This window comes from Tenacibaculum sp. SM2510, assembly GCF_057002845.1.
Window position 1 is genome coordinate 1,116,303 of sequence record NZ_CP192703.1, and the last position, 20,533, is coordinate 1,136,835.

Here is a 20,533-nt window from a genome sequence, read left to right on the forward strand (position 1 = left end):
GCTACTGAATGTAAGAATTTCACAAAGCATTTCTAAAGTCATTTAAAAGGATTCAAAATGTTACCGATTTAAAAGTAATATCTACAATTAGTATTACCAAGTTGTAACTAATAGCACTCACCTATTGTAATTAAATTTTTAAAAAGATAAAAAAAATGAAAATATTGCCAACGCTGTTTTTAACCATAACCACTATTTTAAGCTCTCTTAATACCAACAATTCTTTATTTAATGATGTGACTGGCGTGGTTATTTATAATGAAAAAATGGCAAGTATAGTAAGTGTTACTTCGTCAGGAACAGAGAATAATTACACCTTTAACGTGGGGATTTCTAGTCCAGATACAGGGTGTAATCAATATGCAAATTGGTGGGAGGTTTTAAAAGAAGATGGCACACTTTTATATCGTAGAATTTTAGGTCACAGTCACGTAAATGAACAACCTTTTATTAGGTCTGGAGGAACGATAAGTATAGCTGGTGATCAAGTGGTAATTATTAGAGCACACATGAACACTTCTGGTTATGGAACTAAGGCTTTTATTGGGTCTGTTAGTGATGGATTTTCGGAAACCATACTTGATGTTACGTTTGCAGAAGCCCTTGCTAAAGTTGCACCTCAGCCAAATGGATGTGCTTTTTAATACTTTAAGCGAGAAATAAACACAGTCGCCTTTATATATTCTTATAAACCATAACTTTTAAAAACAGTATTCAATTATGAAAAATTTATTTATTGCATTATTTTTATTACTTACCTACACTGAATGTTCAAGCCAAACTAAAGCAGAAGCGCTAATTGCTTTGGGTGAAAAAATAGATATACATAAATTTAATAGCACTGAAAAAAATTATAACTATTTACTTCAGGAAGTTGAATTTAAGAAAAAAAAAGTGATTAGGTTTATACAATTCTGCACAACATTCAAACTTTGTTCAACAGCCTATTTTTTGAATACAAATGAGTATATTGAAATTACAGTTAAAGAAAATACTGAAAGTAAATGGATTGAAATAGTATTTAAGACGAATTCAATAGAGACCCAGAAGATTAATATAAATACTGAAGAACATTTTAAAGGAGACCCAGCTTCTCGGATTAAAATTATTCTAGAAAAAGATACACCGCAGTCTGAAATTAATAAAATAAAAAAGGCTTTTGTTAATTTATTTAAAATGTATGGTATCGAAAAAAACACATTTAAAACTAAAAAGCTATAGCTAATAATGTCTATCAAAACTGTTGTATAGTTTATCTTTACTTCGTTAAAAAAAGAGAAACCCAAGCGTGCTTATTCTAACGAGTTGCTAACACTCACACAGAATTCTGAATTAACTGATTCTTTTTATCCAATTCACGAAAATTCTTACTGATTTTCTATTCGGTTTTAATTTACTAATTTTAGTGCTTAAACACGTTGTAAGTAATGCTAAAAAAGACAATTTTTGAAATTACCAAAATGGATTGTCCTTCAGAGGAAAATCTAATCCGAATAAAGTTGGATGGAATTTCGAACGTTGCAAATTTGGAATTTGATATTCCTAATCGAAAATTGATTGTTTTTCATAGTGGAGAAATTGACCAAATAGAAAAATCTGTTATCGAACTGAATTTAGGCGGAAAAAAAATCTCAACGGAACAAACCGACCAGACGGAGTTTAAAGAAAATGAAAACCAAAAAAAATACTTTGGTCTGTACTTACCATTAATTTCGCCTTTTTTATTAACGAAATCATGCACAAACAAGTTGGCAATAAGCTAAACACCCGAACTTAACCGAATAGAATTAATGCAAATTGAAGCCTACATAAAACAGCCTTATCCATTTTATTATGAGGAATTAAAAAGAGTATTCCTATTACTTTGCTTTGTTGCGATAGCTAGCTTTATTTTTACTTATTTATTTCAACCATTTGTTGTAAATGTTGATGAGCATAAAATAGACAACTTATGGATTATAGTATTGCATTCCGTCATACCGATTCCAATCGCTTTTGCCTATTTATTCTTGATTAAAAAATCGGTAAAAAATATTGAAAATTGGACTTTAGGCAAGGAGTTTTTGCATTTGGCAGTAATTCTGTTTCTTATAGGTTTTGTTAGCTTCTTAATTCGAGACTTTATTTATACAAATCCTAATAACTGGTCTTTTCGCTACTTGTGGGAAGAAATAAGAAATACGTTTTTAATCGGCATTTTATTGCTGATAATTATTTTACCACTAAATCTTCAACGTTTGATTATTAAGCACTCAAATGATTTAAAAAAACTACCCGTTAGTCAACAATATATCAATGACATCAATACAACTGTTCAAATTGTTACACCAATAAAAGAGGAGAGTTTTGAGTTAAATATTCAGACTTTTCTTTATGCAAAAGTGGATAGTAACTATCTAGAAATATTTTATGCCTTTTCAAACAATAATGAAAAAGACCTAAAAAGACTAACACTAAAAGAATTTTCAGACCAATTAAAGTCTTATCCGTTCATCTTTAAAACCCATCGCTCTTATATTGTAAACCTTAACGCAATTGAATCTGTTTCTGGAAATGCCCAAGGATATGCCCTTTACTTAAAAAACTATTCTAAAAGAACAATCCCTGTTTCTCGCTCAAAAGTTCAAGAATTTAACCAAGCCTATACTAACCTAAAAAATGATTAGCCTTGTATTTCGTCACTATCGTTTGCTATTTATCACTTAACTAAAAACCACGCTAATTTTGTTTTTATCATTGCAAGAAAAACAAAATTAATGAATATTTCAAAAAGAAGATACGATTTAGATTGGTTAAGAGTTATTGCTATTTTGGCTGTTTATTTCCATCATTTAGGTATGCCTTTTAATGGGGATGATTTTCATATTATGAATTCAGAATCTAGCAAGTTGTTAGATGATATTATGGTTTACTTTGAGCAATTTAGACTTCCCTTGTTATTTTTGATTTCTGGAACAGGAACAGTTCTCGCTTTCTCAAAACGGACTTGGAAGCATTTTTTTAAGGAACGTACGGGAAGACTTATAATTCCACTTTTCTTTGGTGTGCTTTTTATTGTACCACCTCAAACATATTATCAATACATCAATGAATTCAACTCTTACTGGCAGATATACACAGAAGGTAGATTTGAAACCAATCACCTATGGTTTATAGAAAATCTTTATGTGATTTCTATAATTGTAATTCCTTTAATTATTTTTCTTAAATCCAAAAAGTCTGAAAGGTTTATAAATTGGTTTGAAAAAATATCTTCTTATAAAATGGGGCTTTTATTGAGCGGACTTCCTCTTATCATTTCAACAGTAGTACTTAAAAGGTATTATCCAACTGGGTCTTCTTCATTGACAAATTTTTCAGAAACATTCTTTTATAGTTACTTTTTCATCTCTGGTATTTTGTTTGCAAGCTCAAAAATATTTTGGCTAAACTTGAAGGAATTTAGACACTTACATCTTATTGGTTTTATTATTAGCACACTATTATTCTACAGTTACTATTTCATACCGAATAATATTGTAGAGCCTTATTTAACCCTTTCTGTTCGCTGGGATATTTGGTATGCCTTGTGTAGTCTGTTAGGATGGTGTTTTGTTTTAACAATATTGGGATATGGACAAGTTTACTTTAACAAACCTAGTCTCTACCTTAAACGAATGAACGAAGCTATTTATCCGTTTTATATTTTACATCAAACAGTAATTGTAATTTGTGCTTATTACATCATTAAACTCGACTTAAATATTCCTGTTAAGTTTATCATTCTTTTAGTTAGTTCGTTTTTAATAATTGTGCTTATTTACCGTTTTTTCATTTACCCTTTTAAAATAGCAAGAATACTTTTTGGTATGAAAAAAAACAAAAACACATTTAAAAAAGAATAACTCTTTTGATATTTAAATTCAATCAATTTACCTAAAATTATATATCCCGATAAATAAAAGCTTGTTGCCAACCCCGTATATAATTTATTGCTAGTTCTAGCCTACTTACAAAAATACTCGCGAATTTTCTATTCGGTTTGTATTTACTAAATCAGTCACTAAAACAACGTAACTAACACTATACAAAAACATTAACACCAATCACAACCCATTAATACAGCTGCTATAAATAAAAAAATAATTTTAAAGTGTAACAAATACTACTTTTTTTAATCAAAGGAATAAAAACAATTAAAAAACAGTAGTATTATGTCGAAATTAATTAGAATTATCATCCTATTAACTATTACCTTAAGCACAAAAAACAGCTTCGCTTTAAACAACAAAAAAAATCTAATCGAAATAGCAAAAACTAAACCTTTTACCCTAGAAATCGTTGGACAAGGAAAACCAATTTTATATCTTCCTGGATTTGCTACACCAGGTACTATATGGAAAGAAACCGTTGAGAACTTAAATTTAGAAAAAAAATCTTATCTCTTTTCTTATGCTGGTTTTAATGGTAATGCGCCCATAAAAATGCCTTGGTATTCAAACATTAAAAACTCAATTATTAAATATATAAAAGACAATAATATGTCTGACATTGTTATTATTGGTCATAGTATGGGCGGAAACTTAGCTGTTGATATAGCTTCTGAACTACCAAATAAAGTCTCAAAAATTATTATCGTTGAGGCGTTGCCTTGTATGCGAGAAGTAATGATGCCTAATGTGCCAGCAGAAAGTTTATATTATGAAAGTCCTTACAATAAACAAATGCTTGAAATAGATGCCCAACAATTTAAAAGCATGGCGACTATGATGGCTGCAAATATGACAATTAAAGAAGATAAAAAGGAAATAATTACAAATTGGATATTAGAAGCAGACCGAAAAACATGGGTTTATGGGTATACAGATTTATTAAAACTCGATTTAAGAAATGTTTTAAATAAAATAGAATGTGAAACCTTAATACTAGGCGCATCTTTCCCTAATGTAAAAGTAGCACAAGAAAATTATGAAAATCAATATTCAAACCTACCGAACAAAACAATACTAATGGCATCTAATAGCAAACACTTCTTAATGTTTGATCAACCAGAGTGGTTTTATAAAACTGTAAATGATTTTTTGATCAATGAAAAACAATAAAAACAAACCTTTTGAAACAATTTATCACCAACACCATCCTATGGTTTTACAAATGTGTTTGGGTTTTGCGAAAGGTGACAAAGATGCTGCCAACGATTTATCTCAAGAAATATTTATTAGTGTATGGAGTAATTTAGACAAATTTAGAGGTACATCTTCTTACAAAACTTGGATTTATAGAATAACAGTAAACACGTGTCTACAATATGTTAAAAAGGATAAAAAAGAAAAGACAGTTCCGATATTAGAACTAGAAAATCAAGCATCAGTTATAGAAATTGAAACAACAAAAAACAACAATGTATCAGAACTATACAAAGCCATTGGACAATTAAAGAAAGTAGACCGATTAATAATTATGATGGTTTTAGAAAATCAAGATTATAATAGCATAGCAGAGGTTATAGGTATAAAATCGATAAACGTAAGAGTTAAAATATATAGAATAAAAAAACGTCTTGAAACAATTTTAAAAAACAACAAAAATGAGTAGCGATTTTAAAGAACTACAAAATAAATGGGAAATTGGTAAAAAAAACATTGACCATTCTGTTACAAACTTTGATAGTTTATATGCAAAAATTAAAACAAAGGAAAGAGAAAATTATTTTTTCTATTATGGCACAATTACAATCTTGTCTGTTACACTTGCAGTAATTTCTCTATTCTTTTTTTATGTTGCACCAGTAAAAGAAATGTTAAGCAGAATAGGTGCTGGGTTAATGATTTTTGGTTTATTATTTAGAATTTATATTGAAATAATTAGTATTTATAAAGCAAAACAAATTAACAACCTTGATAGCAGCACATTAAAAACAGTAGAAAACACTATTAAATTTCATCAATTTAGAAAAACAATTCATACGTTTATCGCACCTGTTATTATAGGGCTATATACTATTGGTTTCTATATGATTACACCAGAATTCAGTCTATATATGAAGCTTTGGAATGTTGTGTTAATTGATATTTCTTATGTAGTTATTGGGATAATTCTTTTTATTGTAATTCGAAAAGGAGTTAAAAAAGAAATGCAAAAAATAAAAGATATTATGAAGCTAAAAAAAGAGATAACCGAATAAAATCAAAAATTAACAACGTATAAAATTAATGATTAGTTCTCGCCTACTTACAAAAGTTTGTGAGGACTTTTATTTAGTTCCTCTCTTGCAAAACTAGATAATTAAAACCTGTATTTTTTATATAAAACTATTAATCTATTTCTAACTTATAACCAACGCCATGTACATTTGTTAATTTAATAGACGTGTCTTCCTTTAGTTTTTTTCGTAATTTAGATATATAAGTATCTAAGCTTCTGCCAACAAAAACACCGTTATCTTCCCATACTTTTTTTGTAAGCTCCTCTCGTTTTATAATTTGATTTGGGCTTGCTACAAAAACAGCTAGTATTTCACATTCTTTTTTAGAAAGATTAATTTCTATTGCTTTTTTTACCAGTTTATTTTGTGTTGGGTAAAACTGAAAGCTTCCGATTGTAGTGTATTCTTCTACATTCTCTCTTATATTAACAGCTTCCTCTTTTCTAGAAAACAGCATATCAAAAATAAAAACGATTACTAAAAGAAGTAATGCTATTAAAAAGAAATTACCTTTCCAAAAAGGAACTTCTTGTACAAGGAATACAACCTGAATAACATAACATCCTTTAAGTAAAACACGTTCTCTACAAGGTATAATTGTATCCTTTTTTAAAGCGCTGTTTTGATAACTATAACTTACTTGACTATCTAAACATCGCAATACTTCTACTCTATAATCATTTGGTAATTTTACTTTACTAAAACTAGCATTTATAAAAGTAACTAAATTGTCTGGCTCAAAAGAAAACTCTTTTTGAAAAGATAATTTATACCTCCTATTTTCTAATTCGATAATTGGTAAAACCAACGATATTGAATCTTTATCTGAAAGCAATAATTGGTCACCAACATCTCGTAAAGAAACCTTTACTCTTTCGGTAAAGTCTCCATTACTATTTGTAGTAGAAAAAAACCATCCTAAAAGAAGAAAAAAAGCAAAGCCACTATATATATAAATCTTATTTTTATTCATAATCTTGGTAAATAACATACATTTTTATGACTTTTTACAACTGTTCACACTTCTTTTACATTTTTTTGACATAGTTTAAAGTACCTAGCCTTATTTTTATCAAACGAAACGAATTCAATAATAAATTGATTCTTTTATAAAATAAACTAAATCCATTCTGCATTTTAAGTTTAAAAAAATCGTACTAAAATTGTATCGAAAACTATTTTAACTGCTTAAGCTTTAATTCTCGATACAAGTTTTACTCATTTCAATCGTAAAACTCACTCGAATTGACAGAATCTTATCAAAATGCATAACGGGTAAAACTAATTTAAATCTCAAAAAAATGAAAAACGTATTACTAGCCTTAGGCTTCTTTTTAATTTTCATCATCAGTTGTAAGAAAGAAACTCAAAAACCTGAAACCTTAATAACAAGTAACGCTATTCAATATCAAAACTATCAAAGTCCGATAAATTATTTTGACAGTATAAAAACAAACTCGTCTGCACCTTATAAACTAAAACTTAATTTAGAAAATCAAAAAAATAATAGTTATGATTTATCTATAGCCATGGAATTAAATAATGGCGCTCATTTTGTTTCCCCTAACGCGAAACGAGATTTTAAAGGTAAATTTAAGATTTCTTTTGACGAGACAACTCACTTTAAACGAGTAGGAAAACTTATTGAAACTCCTCTTTCTACAGAAGAATATGATGAGCACCCTTTTGTAAACGGAACTATTAATTGGGTGCGAGAAAACACCGTATATCATCAAAAAATAAAACGAACTAACAGCGAGAGTTTTCAAGTAAAAGGATATATTCATTTTACTATTGAACCAAGATGCACTTTAGAGAAAATTCCTTTTATTATAAAAAATGAAAATAACAAAATGAGCATAGAATTATTTGGCTGCTAATCAGAAACACTTATTATTTTCAATAAAAACCGAACACAATGAAAAATAAAACCATTTTACTTATTGTTTTACTGCTGCTTGGCGCCATAAACAGTTTCTCTCAAAAAAATGAATTTAATTTAATAGTCCTTGATTCCACTTGGGGGCAAGAAGTTCTTCGTTTTCCTGCACGAAGTATGAACTATGTTGGTGTAGGTGATATTAGGTTTCCTCCTAAAGGTTGGATAAATCCAGAGCACACGTTTTTTTGGTCATACACATATGCTTGGAGTATTAATGTAAATAGAGAAATTACAGAAGAAGAACTAGAACTCGATTTAGTAAAATATTTTAACAGTTTAAATAAGGTTGATATGAATGCTACCGCTGATAAAAAGTATGCTTCTGCTAAAATAACCAGTACAAAAAAGTACAAGTCAACTACTTTTTTTAAAGGACATATTAATACTTACGATCGCTTTGCTACTAATAAACTAATTACTTTAAATATTTTAATCGAAAGTAATTATTTAGAAAAAGAAGAAAGAACCATCATCTTATTTAAATTTTCGCCCAAAGAGTTTAAACATAAAGTTTGGAAAACCTTGAACGAAATAAAACTACATAATTCCGTTTTAAATTAAAAGTAAAAAACCTCAGTTTAACAACTGAGGTTTTTATATATAAAAATACTTTTTATTTTAATATTCAAAAGTTCCGAACTCACTATTTATAGTCAGTTTTTTAGTTTCAGAAGCTTCTACCCTACCTACAATCTGAGCATTTACATTGTAACTTTTAGAGATAGTGATAATATCTTCAGCAATTTCTGGCGATACATAAACCTCCATTCTATGTCCGCAATTAAATACCTGATACATTTCCTTCCAATCTGTTTTAGATTGTTCTTGTATCAATTTAAATAAAGGCGGAATTGGAAACATATTGTCTTTTACAATATGTAGCTCATCAACAAAATGTAAAATTTTAGTTTGCGCTCCACCAGAACAATGAATCATTCCGTGAACAGTATCTGAATTAAATGTGGATAAAATTTCTTTAATAATTGGTGCATATGTTCTTGTTGGCGACAACACTAATTTACCTGCATCAATTGGCGAATTTTCCACTGCATCTGTTAATTTTGCTTTACCAGAATATACTAAAGCAGCAGGAACTGCTGCGTCATAACTCTCTGGATATTTAGTCGCTAAATAATTATCAAAAACATCATGACGGGCAGACGTTAATCCGTTAGAACCCATTCCACCATTATATTCTGTTTCGTAAGTTGCTTGTCCGAAAGATTCTAAACCTACAATTACATCGCCTGCTTTTATATTTGCATTATCAACAACATCTGTACGTTTCATACGGGCAGTTACGGTAGAATCTACAATAATTGTACGCACCAAATCACCAACATCAGCGGTTTCACCTCCTGTTGAATGAATAGTTACTCCAAAACCTTTTAAGTCTTCAATTAACTCTTCTGTACCGTTAATAATTGCTGATAAAACTTCTCCTGGGATTTTACTTTTATTACGCCCAATTGTAGATGATAACATAATATTATCGGTAGCTCCGACACATAATAAATCATCAATATTCATGATTAATGCATCTTGTGCAATTCCTTTCCAAACAGAAATATCTCCTGTTTCTTTCCAATACATATATGCTAAAGATGATTTTGTTCCTGCACCATCAGCATGCATGATTAAACAATAATCATCGTCATTTGTTAAATAATCTGGAACAATTTTACAGAAAGCTTTTGGAAACAAACCTTTATCAATATTCTTAATTGCATTATGCACATCTTCTTTAGATGCTGAAACGCCTCGTTGTGCGTAGCGTTTAGATACCTCGTTACTCATGTGTTGTGTTGTTGTTGGTTGCAAATTTAACAGAATTCAAAAGGCTTTCCTATTTAATTTATATTTAATTCTTTTTTGAAACAAATACTATTTTTAACCTCTTTATATTGCCCATATTTTGGTATTTCTAAATATCCAGCGCTTTTATAAAAGCTAACTGCTGGCTTCATTTCTATACTAGTTTCTAATATACAATATCTATAATTTAATTCTTGTGCCAACTTTTCTAGTTCAGCAACAATTTTTTGTGCAATTTTTCTACCTCTATACTTAGGAGATACAAACATTCTTTTTATTTCTAAACTATTTGCATCAAAAATTTTAAACGCTCCACAACCTACAGGAATATCATTTACATAAGCAACAATTACATATTGCAAATCCTCTACTTTATTAAAGTTCTTAAAAAAAGAATCTTCATTTCCGTTTATAATAGTTAGGTATGCGTCTAAAGATTTTACCAAATCAATAAAATCTCTATTACTAATATCTGTTCTTTTAAATTTAATTTCTGATAACATTATCTGGTAAATAGTAATTCTCTATACTTAGTTAAAGGCCATAAATTATCATCTACCATTAATTCTAACTTATCACAATGATACCTTATTTCATCAAAAAAGGGTTTTACTTTATCGCAATAACTATCGGCGTTCTCTTGACCAATGAGCTTATTCGACTTCTTGCGCTCTTCAGTCATTTTTTCAATTTTAGAATTAATTTCTGCAATATGGCTCGATATAGTTTTAATTAAATCAATTTGCTCTTTTGCATACTGCTCAAATCCATTTCCGAAAATCTCCTTCAATCCTTTTACATTTTCTATTAATGTATTTTGGTATTGAATTGCTGTAGGAATTACATGATTTCTTGCAATATCACCCAAAACTCTACTTTCTATTTGAATGCGTTTAGAATATTCTTCTAATTCAATTTCGTGACGCGCGACTACCTCTATTTTATTCATTACATTCATTTCTTCAAAAAGCGATATCGCTTTTTTAGAAACTTTAGCCTTCAATGCTTCTGGAGTCGTTTTATTATTGCTTAAACCTCTTTTTAAAGCTTCTTTTTCCCATGCATCTCCATAACCATCTCCTTCAAATCTAATTTTCTTTGAAGCTTTAATATACTCTCTTAATATATTAAATACTGCTTCATCTTTTTTAAGGTTTTTAGCATCAATCAACTCGTCTACTTCTATTTTAAACTCTTTTAATTGCTTTGCTATAATGGTGTTTAAAACCGTCATAGGACCAGCGCAATTAGACCAAGAACCAACAGCGCGTAGCTCGAATTTATTTCCTGTAAAGGCAAAAGGAGAAGTTCTATTTCTATCTGTATTATCTAACAGTATTTCCGGAATTTTACCTACAATATTCAGCTTTAAATCTGTTTTCTCTTGCGGTGATAATTTCCCCTTAGTTACATTTTCCAACTCATCTAGCACAGCAGATAATTGTGAACCAATAAATACAGATATAATTGCTGGCGGCGCCTCATTTGCTCCTAAACGATGATCGTTACTTGCACTCGCAATTGAAGCCCTAATTAATTCTTCATAATCATGAACTGCTTTTATAGTGTTTACAAAAAAGGTTAAAAATTGTAAATTTTTCATTGGTGTTTTACCCGGACTCAATAAATTAATTCCGGTATTCGTTGCCAAAGACCAATTATTATGCTTTCCCGAACCATTAATTCCTTTAAATGGTTTTTCGTGAAATAACACTTTAAATTGATGACGTTGCGATACTTTTTCCATCACATCCATTAATAACGAATTATGATCTACCGCTAAATTGGCTTCTTCAAAAATTGGCGCCAATTCAAATTGATTCGGAGCAACCTCATTATGACGTGTTTTTACAGGAACTCCCAACTGCATACATTCTTGCTCTAAATCACGCATAAAACTCATCACTCTGTCCGGAATCGAACCAAAGTAATGATCATCTAATTGCTGTCCTTTTGCAGGTGAATGCCCTAACAAAGTTCTTCCTGTCATCATTAAATCAGGGCGTGCCGACATTAAAGCGGTATCAATTAAAAAATATTCTTGCTCCCAACCCAAAGTGGCATTCACTTTCGATACATTTTTATCGAAATACTTACAAACCGCTGTTGCAGCTGTATCCACAGCCTGTAAAGCTCTAAGTAAAGGCGCTTTATTATCTAATGCTTCCCCCGTATACGCTACAAAAACAGTTGGTATACATAATGTTGTACCGTATATAAATGCGGGCGATGTAGGATCCCAAGCTGTATAACCACGAGCCTCAAATGTATTTCTAATTCCGCCATGCGGAAAACTTGATGCATCTGGCTCTTGTTGTACTAATTGCTCTCCATCAAAACGCTCCATTGCGCCACCTCCTTCAATAGTATCAAAAAAAGCATCGTGCTTTTCAGCTGTTGCTCCTGTTAACGGCTGAAACCAGTGTGTATAATGTGTTGCTCCTTTAGACAGCGCCCAATCTTTCATACTAACCGCTATTTGATCGGCAACTTTTCTATCTATTTTACTTCCAAATTCAATTGCATCCATAACACTCTGGTAAGCATCTCTAGTCATATATTGACGCATTGCTTGCTCATTGAAAACATTTTTTCCGAACAATTCAGAACGACGTCCTTTTTCTTCTATAAAAACAGGTTTTCTATGTAAAGTTTCTTTTAAAGCGCTAAATCTTAAAGTTGACATTATATATGGTGTAAAATTCGACATCAAAAATACAAAATATAATCTATTTTAAATAACACCCCCTAAAAAATAGGGTTAAGATTAAATTAAAGTTAATTTTTAAAGTTTTACCCCTGTATATTTTAATATTAAAGATAAAATATTCATTTTTGCATTGAATTTGATTATAAACACATTCTGATATTATCATGGCAAAAATTAAGTTAGAGTACATTTGGTTAGACGGTTACAAACCAACACAAAACCTAAGAAGCAAAACAAAGGTTGAAGAACACGATAATTTTCAAGGAACAATTGAAGAAATAGGAAATTGGTCTTTTGATGGGTCTTCTACAAAACAAGCTTCTGGTGGAGCATCAGATTGCTTACTTGTTCCGGTAGCAATTTACCCAGACCCTGCAAGAGATAACGGTTATTTAGTTATGACAGAAGTTATGAATGCTGATGGTACTCCGCACGAAACTAACGGAAGAGCAACTATTGATGATGATGATAATGATTTTTGGTTTGGGTTTGAGCAAGAGTATTTTATTATGGATACAGCAACTCAACTACCTTTAGGGTTCCCTATAGGCGGTTACCCAGGACCACAAGGAATGTACTACTGCTCTGTAGGCGGAAGAAATACACATGGTAGAGATTTCGTTGAAGAGCATGCTGATTTGTGTATTGAAGCAGGATTAAATTTTGAAGGAATAAACCAAGAGGTTGCTTCTGGCCAATGGGAATACCAATTATTCGCACAAGGAGCAAAAAAAGCGGGTGATGAAATTTGGATCTCTAGATACTTATTAGATAGATTAACAGAAAAATTTGGTTACTACATAGAATACCATCCTAAACCTGTAAAAGGAGATTGGAATGGTTCTGGAATGCACGCTAATTTTTCTAATGAAGTTTTAAGAACCTGTGGTTCTCAAGAAATATATGAAACTATTTGTGAAGCATTTAGACCTGTAACTAAAGAACATATTGCTGTTTACGGAGCTTACAATGACGAACGTTTAACAGGTTTACATGAAACAGCTTCTATAACAGACTTTAGTTTTGGTGTTTCAGACAGAGGTGCATCAATACGTATACCAATAATTACTGTAGAAAAAGGCTGGAAAGGATGGCTAGAAGACAGAAGACCTGCTTCTAACGGTGATCCTTATAAAATTGCAGCGAGAATTATTAAAACAGTAAAACCAGTAAGCGAACAATTCAAATAAATTATTTCCATAACAACACACACTAACAACAACTAAAAAGCCTTTAAATTAATTTAAAGGCTTTTCTGTTTTATATAATTAAACAGTATCTTTTATGTATTTTAATTTGAATGATTTTTGATAAAGAATCACATCGGAAACTAATCTAAAAGCTAAGTAATATAAATTTTATTCACTCAATTGATAAAGTTTTATCAAAAAGAAAAATAGTTTTATAATTTTATTTAAAAGCTAAATAGACAAAAGAAACATATCCTATTAACAACACAAAACCTTTGACTCTTCCTATTTCATTTTTCTTATAAAAATAAGCCATAGGCAACAAAATAAAAGCGAAACCTAACATCCAAAATATATCTTCATTTAATATTTGAGGCTCTGTTACTTTTATTGTTGTTATCATAGAAGTTAAACCCAATACAGAAGCAATGTTAAAAATATTAGATCCTAACAAGTTTCCTAATGATATTGCCTTTTCTCCTCTTATTGCCGCTATTACTGAAGCTGCTAATTCCGGAACACTTGTACCAATAGCAATCATCGTTACAGATATTACTCCTTCACTAATTCCTTGATCTCTTGCCAATGTTTTTGCCCCGTCAACCAATAATTCAGAACCAAAATACAATGCTAATCCACCAATTAACAACCAAACAACTATTTTAAAATAACTTACTTCTGCCAACGCATCATCTACCTCTTCATTATCCTCATCAGATTTCGCATTTTTAATTAAATACACTAAAAACAGCGCTAAACCTACTAACAAAATACCTCCTTCAATTGCGTTTAAATCGTTGTTATAATTCAACATTCCCCAAAGAGCTAGAGAGAACAACATCATCACTGGCCAATTTACCTTATAAAAATCTTTACTTATTGCAATAGGACCAATTAAGGCTGTTATACCCAAAACCATTCCGATATTAGCTATATTAGACCCAATAACATTGTTTATGGCAATTGCAGGAGAACCATCTAAAGCAGCCTGTAAACTAACTAATAGCTCTGGTGCTGAAGTTGCAAAAGAAACCACCGTCATACCAATTACCATTTTAGAGATATTCAACTTAAAAGATAACCCCACAGAAGAACGAACCAAAAACTCACCTCCAAAAACCAACAAAATCAATCCTATTATTATATATACAACACTCATGTAATATTATTATTTTTTGCGAAGATACTGCTTTGATATCAAAAATTACAACCTTCAAATACATCAAAAAACACCTTCATCTAATTTTTAAAATAACACTTTTTATTTAGCTATCAATAATCAAACAACTAAAAATAGCTGCTATTTAAACACTTTTTACTTTAGTTTTAAGTATTCATTTAAAAACACTCTTTGTTTTATTACAGTTCGAAATACTAAAACCACTTATAAGTTAATAAAAACAACATATAGAAAGCAAACATAGTTTCATTTTAAAACAAAAATTACTTTTTTATATTTAAACTTAAACACAAACTAATTAAATCATGCTAAAGTTTTTGGAAGTATGATTCTCTTTGATATATATTGATAAAACAATTCCGGAATCAACTAATATTAACCTATTAAAAACACTAAAAACTATGATCACTATTACTCTTAAATTAATTACTATTGCAGTAAAAATTGCAACTATACTAACACTTTTATATTAATCAACTTTAAAATCAAACTATACATTATGCTAACATTTATCGGAGTACTATTAATTATTACAGGGTTAATTACCATTGTATTAAATTCAATTTTTAAAAACAGTAAAGTATTAAACTGGTTCACCTTACAAAGAAGTATTCAACTAACCATACTTGGTGCTCTTATGAGCATTATAACAGGAATGTTTTTTTATGCAGATGCAGGTACAGCCTATGCTGTGCAATTTGTTTCTGGTGGCGACAAAATGATTACCACACAAGGTTTAAAACTTAAATGGTGGGGAAGAATTATTCCGCTTTCATACGAAACATCAATAAAAGATATTATTGTTGATGACGAAAGTGAACTTCCAAAAAGCGATAGAGGTATTTACAACAGAAAAGCTCAGAAATGGGAATTCAGTGATGCTATTAAAGCAGAAATAAGCACTTCTGTAATTGTTGGAGTTAACATTAACGACGAGGAAGTATTTTTAAATATGGCCGACAGAAACAGGAGCGAATCTAAATTGATATACGGAAGAGTTTTACCTAATATTGACGCAGCGATTAAAAATACATGTAAGCTAATGGATGCCCAAGATTACATTTCTGGTCAAGCATCTGATTTCGACAGGTATTTTAGAGATCAATTAGAAAACGGAATGTATCAAGTAGAGCAATATTATGAAGCTGAAAATATGAATGAAATTGTAGGTGATACCACTACCATCAGAAAAATAAAGGTTGGTAAATCTAGTAAGCAAAAAAAGTTCAGAATAAAAAGAAATGACGATGGCAATATTGTTAGGGACAACTCAAACACCTTAAAGCAATATGGTTTAAAAATATACCAGGCACAAGTAACGGGTATCGACTGGGAAGCTTCTTTTGATGAACGTTTAGATTTACAAAAAAATGAAGTTGCACAAACCCAACTAGAAAAGCAACAAGCAGAGCGCGAATATTATAGAGCAAAAAAAGAAGTTGCAAAAGGAGAATCTGAAAAAGCGAAAGAAAGAGCTAGGTTAGAAAAAATTCAAATTCAACAAACTATTGAAGCCGAAACCGAAGCAAAAGTTGCTGGTTTTAACTTAATTAAAGAAAAAAAGCAATACGAAGTTGAACAATACAAAGCGAAAAGTAAAAAAGTTGCAGCTGATGCCATGTATTATGAAAACTCTAAATTAGTTAGCGCTGGTTTAACTCCGCAAGAAAAAGCAGAATGGGAGTACAAAACAGCTGTTGGAGTAGCCGGGCAAATAAAAGATTTACAGCTACCATCGACATATATTGAAGGTAATAAGAATGGAAGTGGAGGAAACTTATTACAGTCACTAATTGGAGCTGATCTTGCGAAAAAAATGATGGAAAGTAAAAAGTAAAAAAATTAAATTATAAATGAGTGAAGTATTCCTTTTTACTTCACTCATTATAACAAATTATTTTTCAGTATTTTTGATACAGAATCAAACTTATAATGAAAAAACAATTTTTTAAATTTTTAGCAAAATTAAATAAAACGATACTCCCCTCTTTTACACAAAAGGAGTTAGATATTTCTAAAGCTACAAAATTTCAATTAGCAATTATTGGATGGCGTGCTTTTGTAACCATAAATTCATTAGACTAAAAACTTATAATTATGAAAGAACATATAAAAGTATATACAGGAACCACAATTTTAACAAACAGGTTAGCTTTTTTACTGGACGAAGCTAAAATAGCCACTTTAATTAAAGACAGTAAAGAATCTGGTAGATTGGCTGGTTTTGGAGACACAGGTGATTCTTGTGAATTATTCATCTACAAATCTGATTCTGAGGCTGCTCAGAAAATAATAGATAGTTTTAAAGAAGAGGTTAATTAATTTTAAAAAATAAAAAGCAAAAAAAATGTTTTTTTGCTTTTATAATTAAAAAACATCTGTATATTTGCACCCGCAAAACGGCCTCGTGGCGCAACTGAATAGCGCACTTGATTACGGCTCAAGAGGTTGCTGGTTTGAATCCAGCCGAGGTCACAATAAAAACCACATATTAATTTATGTGGTTTTTTGCTTTTAATAAATAGTGCAAAATGCATAGTCATAAAAAAACCTCAAAGTAATTACTTTGAGGTTTTTTTATGACTATACTAACAAATATTAATTGTTTGCTTTTACATTTTTTACTCCATCTAAAATGTAAAAATAAGAGCGTCTATTTTTTTGATGTTCCTCTTTACTACACTTATTTTGGTTAGCATCATCACATTTATTTAACAATTGACTTTCACCAAAACCTAAGGCGCTTTTAATTCTATTTGATGCAATACCTCTAGAAATTATATAATCTCTTGTAGAAATAGCTCTATTACCAGACAAACGCTTATTATATTCTTTCGTTCCCCTACTATCAGTATGAGATTCAATTTTTATAACCATTTTAGGATGGTTTTTCATTACTGATACAATATGTTCTAATTCATATTCCGCATCTTCCCTTATATTAGATAAATCAAAATCAAAATAAATAGGATTAATAACAATTTGATTTTCTATAATAAGAGATTCTAACGTTAGATTTGCACTAATTAACTTATTATTTACATCTATCGTTTTCACTTCTTTTTGAGCATCTTTAAAATCTTCTTTTGAAGCTACTACTGTAAAATTATTTTCACAATCTATTTTTGTAAATATATAACTACCATCTTCTTTTGTTATTTGTTTTGAAACAGGATTGCCTTCTGAATCAATCAATCTAACTTCTACATTTAGCATAGGCTTGCCTGTGCGAGAGTTAGTAACAATACCTTCAATATCTTCTTTACAATTAAAAATTAAAAAACTATAAATATCATCATCTCCTTTACCTCCCTTTCTGTTTGACGAGAAAAAACCTTTACTTCTTTCTTTATTTATCACAAAAGAAAAGTCATCTAAGGGGCCATTTACAGGCGACCCTAAGTTTATTGGATTTGTATATCCTTCATTTTTTATTTTTGACTCAAAAATATCTAAAGCCCCTAATCCTAAATGGCCATCTGAAGCGAAATAAAGAGTATTATCAGTACCTACAAAAGGAAACATTTCTCTCCCTTCAGTATTGATTTTATTTCCTAAATTTATAGGCTCTCCATATTTATCATCTTCTAAAATTGCTACTTTATAAATATCTGTTTCTCCAAATCCGTTTGCCATATCAGATACAAAGTACAACGTTTTTTCATCTGCGCTTAAAGCAGGGTGACCATAAGAATAATTATTGGTATTAAAAGGTAATTCTTTTACATCTACCCATTTATTGTATTTTTTTCTTGCCTTATAAATTTTTAAATGTGTAACACGCTGTTCATCTCCCTTAAGTTCTTCTCCATCAAAATTATCTCTTGTAAAATACATCGTTTTACCATCATTAGTAATTACAATGTTAGATTCGTGATAGTTTGTTGTTAAATCTTTTAATCTTTCTGCTTCAGAAATATCTAAAACTTTATCGTCTCCTTTTTCTTTTAGCTCTGAACTATATATGTTTAAAAAAGGTTGATTATTCCATTCATATAATTTATCTTCTTTTTTAAGACCTAAAGGTTTTGTTGAAGCATAGTATAATTTGTTTTCATATATAAATCCTCCAAAGTCTGAATATTTTGTATTTGTAGCAACATTGTGTACATTAAAATAAATCTTCTCTCTATTTGTATACTCTACGAAATAATCTTCATTTTCATCTAAAGCTATCGCCCTACTATCGTTTGCTTTAACTTCTTTAATTTTTAGCAACCAGTTATCTGATTCTTCTACTTTACCATTACTTTTTAATACTTGTGCATATCTAAAATAATGCTTAGTTGTTTCTTCTTTTTCAAACCTTTGCATTAACTTCTCATACCATACTTCTGCTTTAACAAAATCTGCATTATAATAGTATGAATCTGCTAACCTGCTTATAACTAATTGTGATGTATCTCCTTTTTCATATAAAACCTCATAGAGTTCTGCTGATTTTTTGTAAGCAAACTCTTTAAAATACCTGTCTGCTGCATATTTTCGTTGTCCAAAACTAACAACGCTGGTAATTAAGAATACGAATAGTATTATTTTTTTCATCTGATATTATCTTTAGAAGAATCTTGGGGATTTCATTTTTTGTTGTTTAAAAATCTCGTAGCGTAACATTAATTCATAAGTTCCTGAATTATAATTACTGTAATTTGAAGTGGTTAAATCATATGCAAAACCTACATATAAACTTCTTTTTGCCTGAAATCCTAATAAGGCACTTAATGAATCATCCCATCGCCAGGCCAAACCTACAGTAAATTTTTCTTTAAAAAGAAAATTTGCAGAAACATCTATAGATAATGGTGCTCCTGTAACGACTTTTGCTAAAGCTGCTGGTTTAAATTTTAAGTCCTCATTTATATCAAAAACATAACCTGCTATTAAAAAGAAATGCAAACGTTCTTCAGCAACATCTCCGCCATTTGCTGTATCATCGTAATGACTTGTCTTTAATAAGTTTGGAACAGCTAGACCGACATACCATTTAGGCTTATAAAAATATACACCTGCACCTATCGTTGGCAAAAACTCACTTACATTCTCAGATAAGTTCGCGTCTGGATTCTGAGATATTCCTTTACTCCAATCCACACTTAAATGTCTTGCTCCTAACTTTAGTCCAAATGCCAAATTCCCTTCATCACTTGTACGTACTGTATACGATACATTTGCATCTAAATAAATTTCATTTGATGGTCCGATTCTATCATTTGTTAAATTAACCCCTAACCCAACTCCACTATAGCCTAATGGTGTGTCATAACTTAATGTTTGAGTATCTGGCGCGCCATCTAAACCAACCCATTGAGTTCTTCCCAATGCTGTTATTGTTGTATGTCCTCTAGATCCAACATATGCTGGATTCACACTCATCGTATTATACATATACTGTGTGTATTGAGGATCTTGTTGAGAGTAAATAACGCCTGATAAGCTTAGTAACAATAACAGTGTTATTTTTATATGAAAATTTATTCTACTCATACCTTAAACATTTCATTTTAAATTTATA

The 20,533-nt window shown here is 30.2% G+C and carries 21 protein-coding genes and 1 tRNA gene; 15 read left to right on the plus strand and 7 right to left on the minus strand.

Annotation, left to right across the window (positions count from 1 at the left end; translation table 11 throughout):
* The first annotated feature begins 155 nt into the window (after window positions 1–155).
* The 8 genes from ACQ629_RS05035 to ACQ629_RS05070 all read left to right on the plus strand — a co-directional run bounded on the left by ACQ629_RS05035 (window position 156) and on the right by ACQ629_RS05070 (window position 6,163).
* Entirely contained in the window at window positions 156–644 is a 489-nt protein-coding gene (locus ACQ629_RS05035; RefSeq protein WP_483706850.1) for a hypothetical protein, read from the plus strand.
* A gap of 76 nt (window positions 645–720) precedes the next feature.
* On the plus strand, window positions 721–1,221 hold the full coding sequence (locus ACQ629_RS05040; RefSeq protein WP_483706852.1) for a hypothetical protein: 501 nt from the start codon (window positions 721–723) through the stop codon (window positions 1,219–1,221).
* Window positions 1,222–1,427: 206 nt separating this feature from the next.
* Window positions 1,428–1,763 carry a hypothetical protein gene (locus ACQ629_RS05045; protein ID WP_483706853.1) on the plus strand — a complete coding sequence of 112 codons (336 nt, stop codon included), beginning with the start codon at window positions 1,428–1,430 and terminating at the stop codon, window positions 1,761–1,763.
* A 27-nt stretch (window positions 1,764–1,790) separates the two neighbouring features.
* Window positions 1,791–2,666 carry a LytR/AlgR family response regulator transcription factor gene (locus ACQ629_RS05050; RefSeq protein WP_483706855.1) on the plus strand — a complete coding sequence of 292 codons (876 nt, stop codon included), beginning with the start codon at window positions 1,791–1,793 and terminating at the stop codon, window positions 2,664–2,666.
* A 90-nt stretch (window positions 2,667–2,756) separates the two neighbouring features.
* Entirely contained in the window at window positions 2,757–3,884 is a 1,128-nt protein-coding gene (locus ACQ629_RS05055; RefSeq protein WP_483706857.1) for an acyltransferase family protein, read from the plus strand.
* Between the two features lie 309 nt (window positions 3,885–4,193).
* A complete protein-coding gene (locus tag ACQ629_RS05060; RefSeq protein ID WP_483706858.1) occupies window positions 4,194–5,081 on the plus strand; it encodes an alpha/beta fold hydrolase in 888 nt (295 codons plus the stop codon).
* Window positions 5,068–5,574, plus strand: a complete 507-nt coding sequence (locus ACQ629_RS05065) for an RNA polymerase sigma factor (protein ID WP_483706860.1) — start codon at window positions 5,068–5,070, stop codon at window positions 5,572–5,574. Before ACQ629_RS05060 ends, ACQ629_RS05065 begins: the two co-directional genes overlap by 14 nt.
* A complete protein-coding gene (locus tag ACQ629_RS05070; RefSeq protein ID WP_483706861.1) occupies window positions 5,567–6,163 on the plus strand; it encodes a hypothetical protein in 597 nt (198 codons plus the stop codon). Before ACQ629_RS05065 ends, ACQ629_RS05070 begins: the two co-directional genes overlap by 8 nt.
* 130 nt (window positions 6,164–6,293) lie before the next feature.
* On the opposite strand, the gene ACQ629_RS05075 is transcribed toward ACQ629_RS05070, so the two are convergent.
* Window positions 6,294–7,157: a winged helix-turn-helix domain-containing protein gene (locus ACQ629_RS05075; protein ID WP_483706862.1), complete on the minus strand. Its 864-nt coding sequence runs from the start codon at window positions 7,155–7,157 to the stop codon at window positions 6,294–6,296.
* A 328-nt stretch (window positions 7,158–7,485) separates the two neighbouring features.
* Here ACQ629_RS05075 and ACQ629_RS05080 point away from each other — a divergent pair, with 328 nt between their 5' ends.
* Both ACQ629_RS05080 and ACQ629_RS05085 read left to right on the plus strand, forming a co-directional pair.
* Entirely contained in the window at window positions 7,486–8,064 is a 579-nt protein-coding gene (locus ACQ629_RS05080) for a hypothetical protein (RefSeq protein ID WP_483706863.1), read from the plus strand.
* A 38-nt stretch (window positions 8,065–8,102) separates the two neighbouring features.
* A complete protein-coding gene (locus ACQ629_RS05085; protein ID WP_483706864.1) occupies window positions 8,103–8,687 on the plus strand; it encodes a hypothetical protein in 585 nt (194 codons plus the stop codon).
* A 57-nt stretch (window positions 8,688–8,744) separates the two neighbouring features.
* Here the strand turns inward: ACQ629_RS05085 and ACQ629_RS05090 are convergent, their stop codons facing one another.
* From ACQ629_RS05090 to ACQ629_RS05100, 3 genes are read right to left on the minus strand one after another with little or no spacing between them, the layout of a single operon-like run.
* Window positions 8,745–9,923: an AIR synthase related protein gene (locus tag ACQ629_RS05090; RefSeq protein ID WP_483706865.1), complete on the minus strand. Its 1,179-nt coding sequence runs from the start codon at window positions 9,921–9,923 to the stop codon at window positions 8,745–8,747.
* Between the two features lie 53 nt (window positions 9,924–9,976).
* Entirely contained in the window at window positions 9,977–10,444 is a 468-nt protein-coding gene (locus ACQ629_RS05095) for a GNAT family N-acetyltransferase (protein WP_483706866.1), read from the minus strand.
* The gene (locus tag ACQ629_RS05100) at window positions 10,444–12,627 is read right to left on the minus strand and encodes a glutamine synthetase III family protein (RefSeq protein WP_483706867.1); all 2,184 of its coding nucleotides are present in this window, start codon (window positions 12,625–12,627) and stop codon (window positions 10,444–10,446) included. Before ACQ629_RS05100 ends, ACQ629_RS05095 begins: the two co-directional genes overlap by 1 nt.
* A gap of 188 nt (window positions 12,628–12,815) precedes the next feature.
* On the opposite strand from ACQ629_RS05100, the gene ACQ629_RS05105 reads away from it, so the two are divergent.
* Window positions 12,816–13,841 (plus strand): glutamine synthetase beta-grasp domain-containing protein, encoded by a 1,026-nt coding sequence (locus ACQ629_RS05105; protein ID WP_483706868.1) that lies wholly within the window; start codon window positions 12,816–12,818, stop codon window positions 13,839–13,841.
* Between the two features lie 220 nt (window positions 13,842–14,061).
* Here the strand turns inward: ACQ629_RS05105 and ACQ629_RS05110 are convergent, their stop codons facing one another.
* Window positions 14,062–15,000 carry a calcium/sodium antiporter gene (locus tag ACQ629_RS05110; RefSeq protein WP_483706870.1) on the minus strand — a complete coding sequence of 313 codons (939 nt, stop codon included), beginning with the start codon at window positions 14,998–15,000 and terminating at the stop codon, window positions 14,062–14,064.
* 520 nt (window positions 15,001–15,520) lie between these two features.
* On the opposite strand from ACQ629_RS05110, the gene ACQ629_RS05115 reads away from it, so the two are divergent.
* The 4 genes from ACQ629_RS05115 (at window position 15,521) to ACQ629_RS05130 (ending at window position 17,496) form a co-directional block, all read left to right on the plus strand.
* Window positions 15,521–16,858, plus strand: coding sequence for an SPFH domain-containing protein (locus ACQ629_RS05115; RefSeq protein ID WP_483706871.1), 1,338 nt, complete (start codon window positions 15,521–15,523; stop codon window positions 16,856–16,858).
* 95 nt (window positions 16,859–16,953) lie between these two features.
* Window positions 16,954–17,106, plus strand: a complete 153-nt coding sequence (locus ACQ629_RS05120; RefSeq protein ID WP_483706872.1) for an SsrA-binding protein — start codon at window positions 16,954–16,956, stop codon at window positions 17,104–17,106.
* Window positions 17,107–17,118: 12 nt separating this feature from the next.
* Window positions 17,119–17,343: a putative signal transducing protein gene (locus ACQ629_RS05125; RefSeq protein ID WP_483706873.1), complete on the plus strand. Its 225-nt coding sequence runs from the start codon at window positions 17,119–17,121 to the stop codon at window positions 17,341–17,343.
* A 79-nt stretch (window positions 17,344–17,422) separates the two neighbouring features.
* Window positions 17,423–17,496, plus strand: a tRNA-Arg gene (locus tag ACQ629_RS05130).
* A gap of 123 nt (window positions 17,497–17,619) precedes the next feature.
* Here the strand turns inward: ACQ629_RS05130 and ACQ629_RS05135 are convergent.
* Entirely contained in the window at window positions 17,620–19,566 is a 1,947-nt protein-coding gene (locus ACQ629_RS05135) for an OmpA family protein (protein WP_483706874.1), read from the minus strand.
* A 12-nt stretch (window positions 19,567–19,578) separates the two neighbouring features.
* Window positions 19,579–20,505, minus strand: coding sequence for a PorP/SprF family type IX secretion system membrane protein (locus tag ACQ629_RS05140; protein ID WP_483706875.1), 927 nt, complete (start codon window positions 20,503–20,505; stop codon window positions 19,579–19,581).
* Between the last annotated feature and the right edge of the window lie 28 nt (window positions 20,506–20,533).

Excerpts from the sequence above, each read along its gene's own strand:
- ACQ629_RS05085 (WP_483706864.1), top strand. The coding sequence starts at position 8,103 with ATGAAAAATAAAACCATTTTACTTATTGTTTTACTGCTGCTTGGCGCC.
- ACQ629_RS05100 (WP_483706867.1), bottom strand. The coding sequence starts at position 12,627 with ATGTCAACTTTAAGATTTAGCGCTTTAAAAGAAACTTTACATAGAAAA.
- ACQ629_RS05105 (WP_483706868.1), top strand. The coding sequence starts at position 12,816 with ATGGCAAAAATTAAGTTAGAGTACATTTGGTTAGACGGTTACAAACCA.
- ACQ629_RS05125 (WP_483706873.1), top strand. The coding sequence starts at position 17,119 with ATGAAAGAACATATAAAAGTATATACAGGAACCACAATTTTAACAAAC.
- ACQ629_RS05040 (WP_483706852.1), top strand. The coding sequence starts at position 721 with ATGAAAAATTTATTTATTGCATTATTTTTATTACTTACCTACACTGAA.
- ACQ629_RS05135 (WP_483706874.1), bottom strand. The coding sequence starts at position 19,566 with ATGAAAAAAATAATACTATTCGTATTCTTAATTACCAGCGTTGTTAGT.
- ACQ629_RS05070 (WP_483706861.1), top strand. The coding sequence starts at position 5,567 with ATGAGTAGCGATTTTAAAGAACTACAAAATAAATGGGAAATTGGTAAA.
- ACQ629_RS05110 (WP_483706870.1), bottom strand. The coding sequence starts at position 15,000 with ATGAGTGTTGTATATATAATAATAGGATTGATTTTGTTGGTTTTTGGA.
- ACQ629_RS05090 (WP_483706865.1), bottom strand. The coding sequence starts at position 9,923 with ATGAGTAACGAGGTATCTAAACGCTACGCACAACGAGGCGTTTCAGCA.
- ACQ629_RS05115 (WP_483706871.1), top strand. The coding sequence starts at position 15,521 with ATGCTAACATTTATCGGAGTACTATTAATTATTACAGGGTTAATTACC.
- ACQ629_RS05045 (WP_483706853.1), top strand. The coding sequence starts at position 1,428 with ATGCTAAAAAAGACAATTTTTGAAATTACCAAAATGGATTGTCCTTCA.
- ACQ629_RS05080 (WP_483706863.1), top strand. The coding sequence starts at position 7,486 with ATGAAAAACGTATTACTAGCCTTAGGCTTCTTTTTAATTTTCATCATC.
- ACQ629_RS05050 (WP_483706855.1), top strand. The coding sequence starts at position 1,791 with ATGCAAATTGAAGCCTACATAAAACAGCCTTATCCATTTTATTATGAG.
- ACQ629_RS05060 (WP_483706858.1), top strand. The coding sequence starts at position 4,194 with ATGTCGAAATTAATTAGAATTATCATCCTATTAACTATTACCTTAAGC.
- ACQ629_RS05055 (WP_483706857.1), top strand. The coding sequence starts at position 2,757 with ATGAATATTTCAAAAAGAAGATACGATTTAGATTGGTTAAGAGTTATT.
- ACQ629_RS05120 (WP_483706872.1), top strand. The coding sequence starts at position 16,954 with ATGAAAAAACAATTTTTTAAATTTTTAGCAAAATTAAATAAAACGATA.
- ACQ629_RS05065 (WP_483706860.1), top strand. The coding sequence starts at position 5,068 with ATGAAAAACAATAAAAACAAACCTTTTGAAACAATTTATCACCAACAC.
- ACQ629_RS05095 (WP_483706866.1), bottom strand. The coding sequence starts at position 10,444 with ATGTTATCAGAAATTAAATTTAAAAGAACAGATATTAGTAATAGAGAT.
- ACQ629_RS05140 (WP_483706875.1), bottom strand. The coding sequence starts at position 20,505 with ATGAGTAGAATAAATTTTCATATAAAAATAACACTGTTATTGTTACTA.
- ACQ629_RS05075 (WP_483706862.1), bottom strand. The coding sequence starts at position 7,157 with ATGAATAAAAATAAGATTTATATATATAGTGGCTTTGCTTTTTTTCTT.
- ACQ629_RS05035 (WP_483706850.1), top strand. The coding sequence starts at position 156 with ATGAAAATATTGCCAACGCTGTTTTTAACCATAACCACTATTTTAAGC.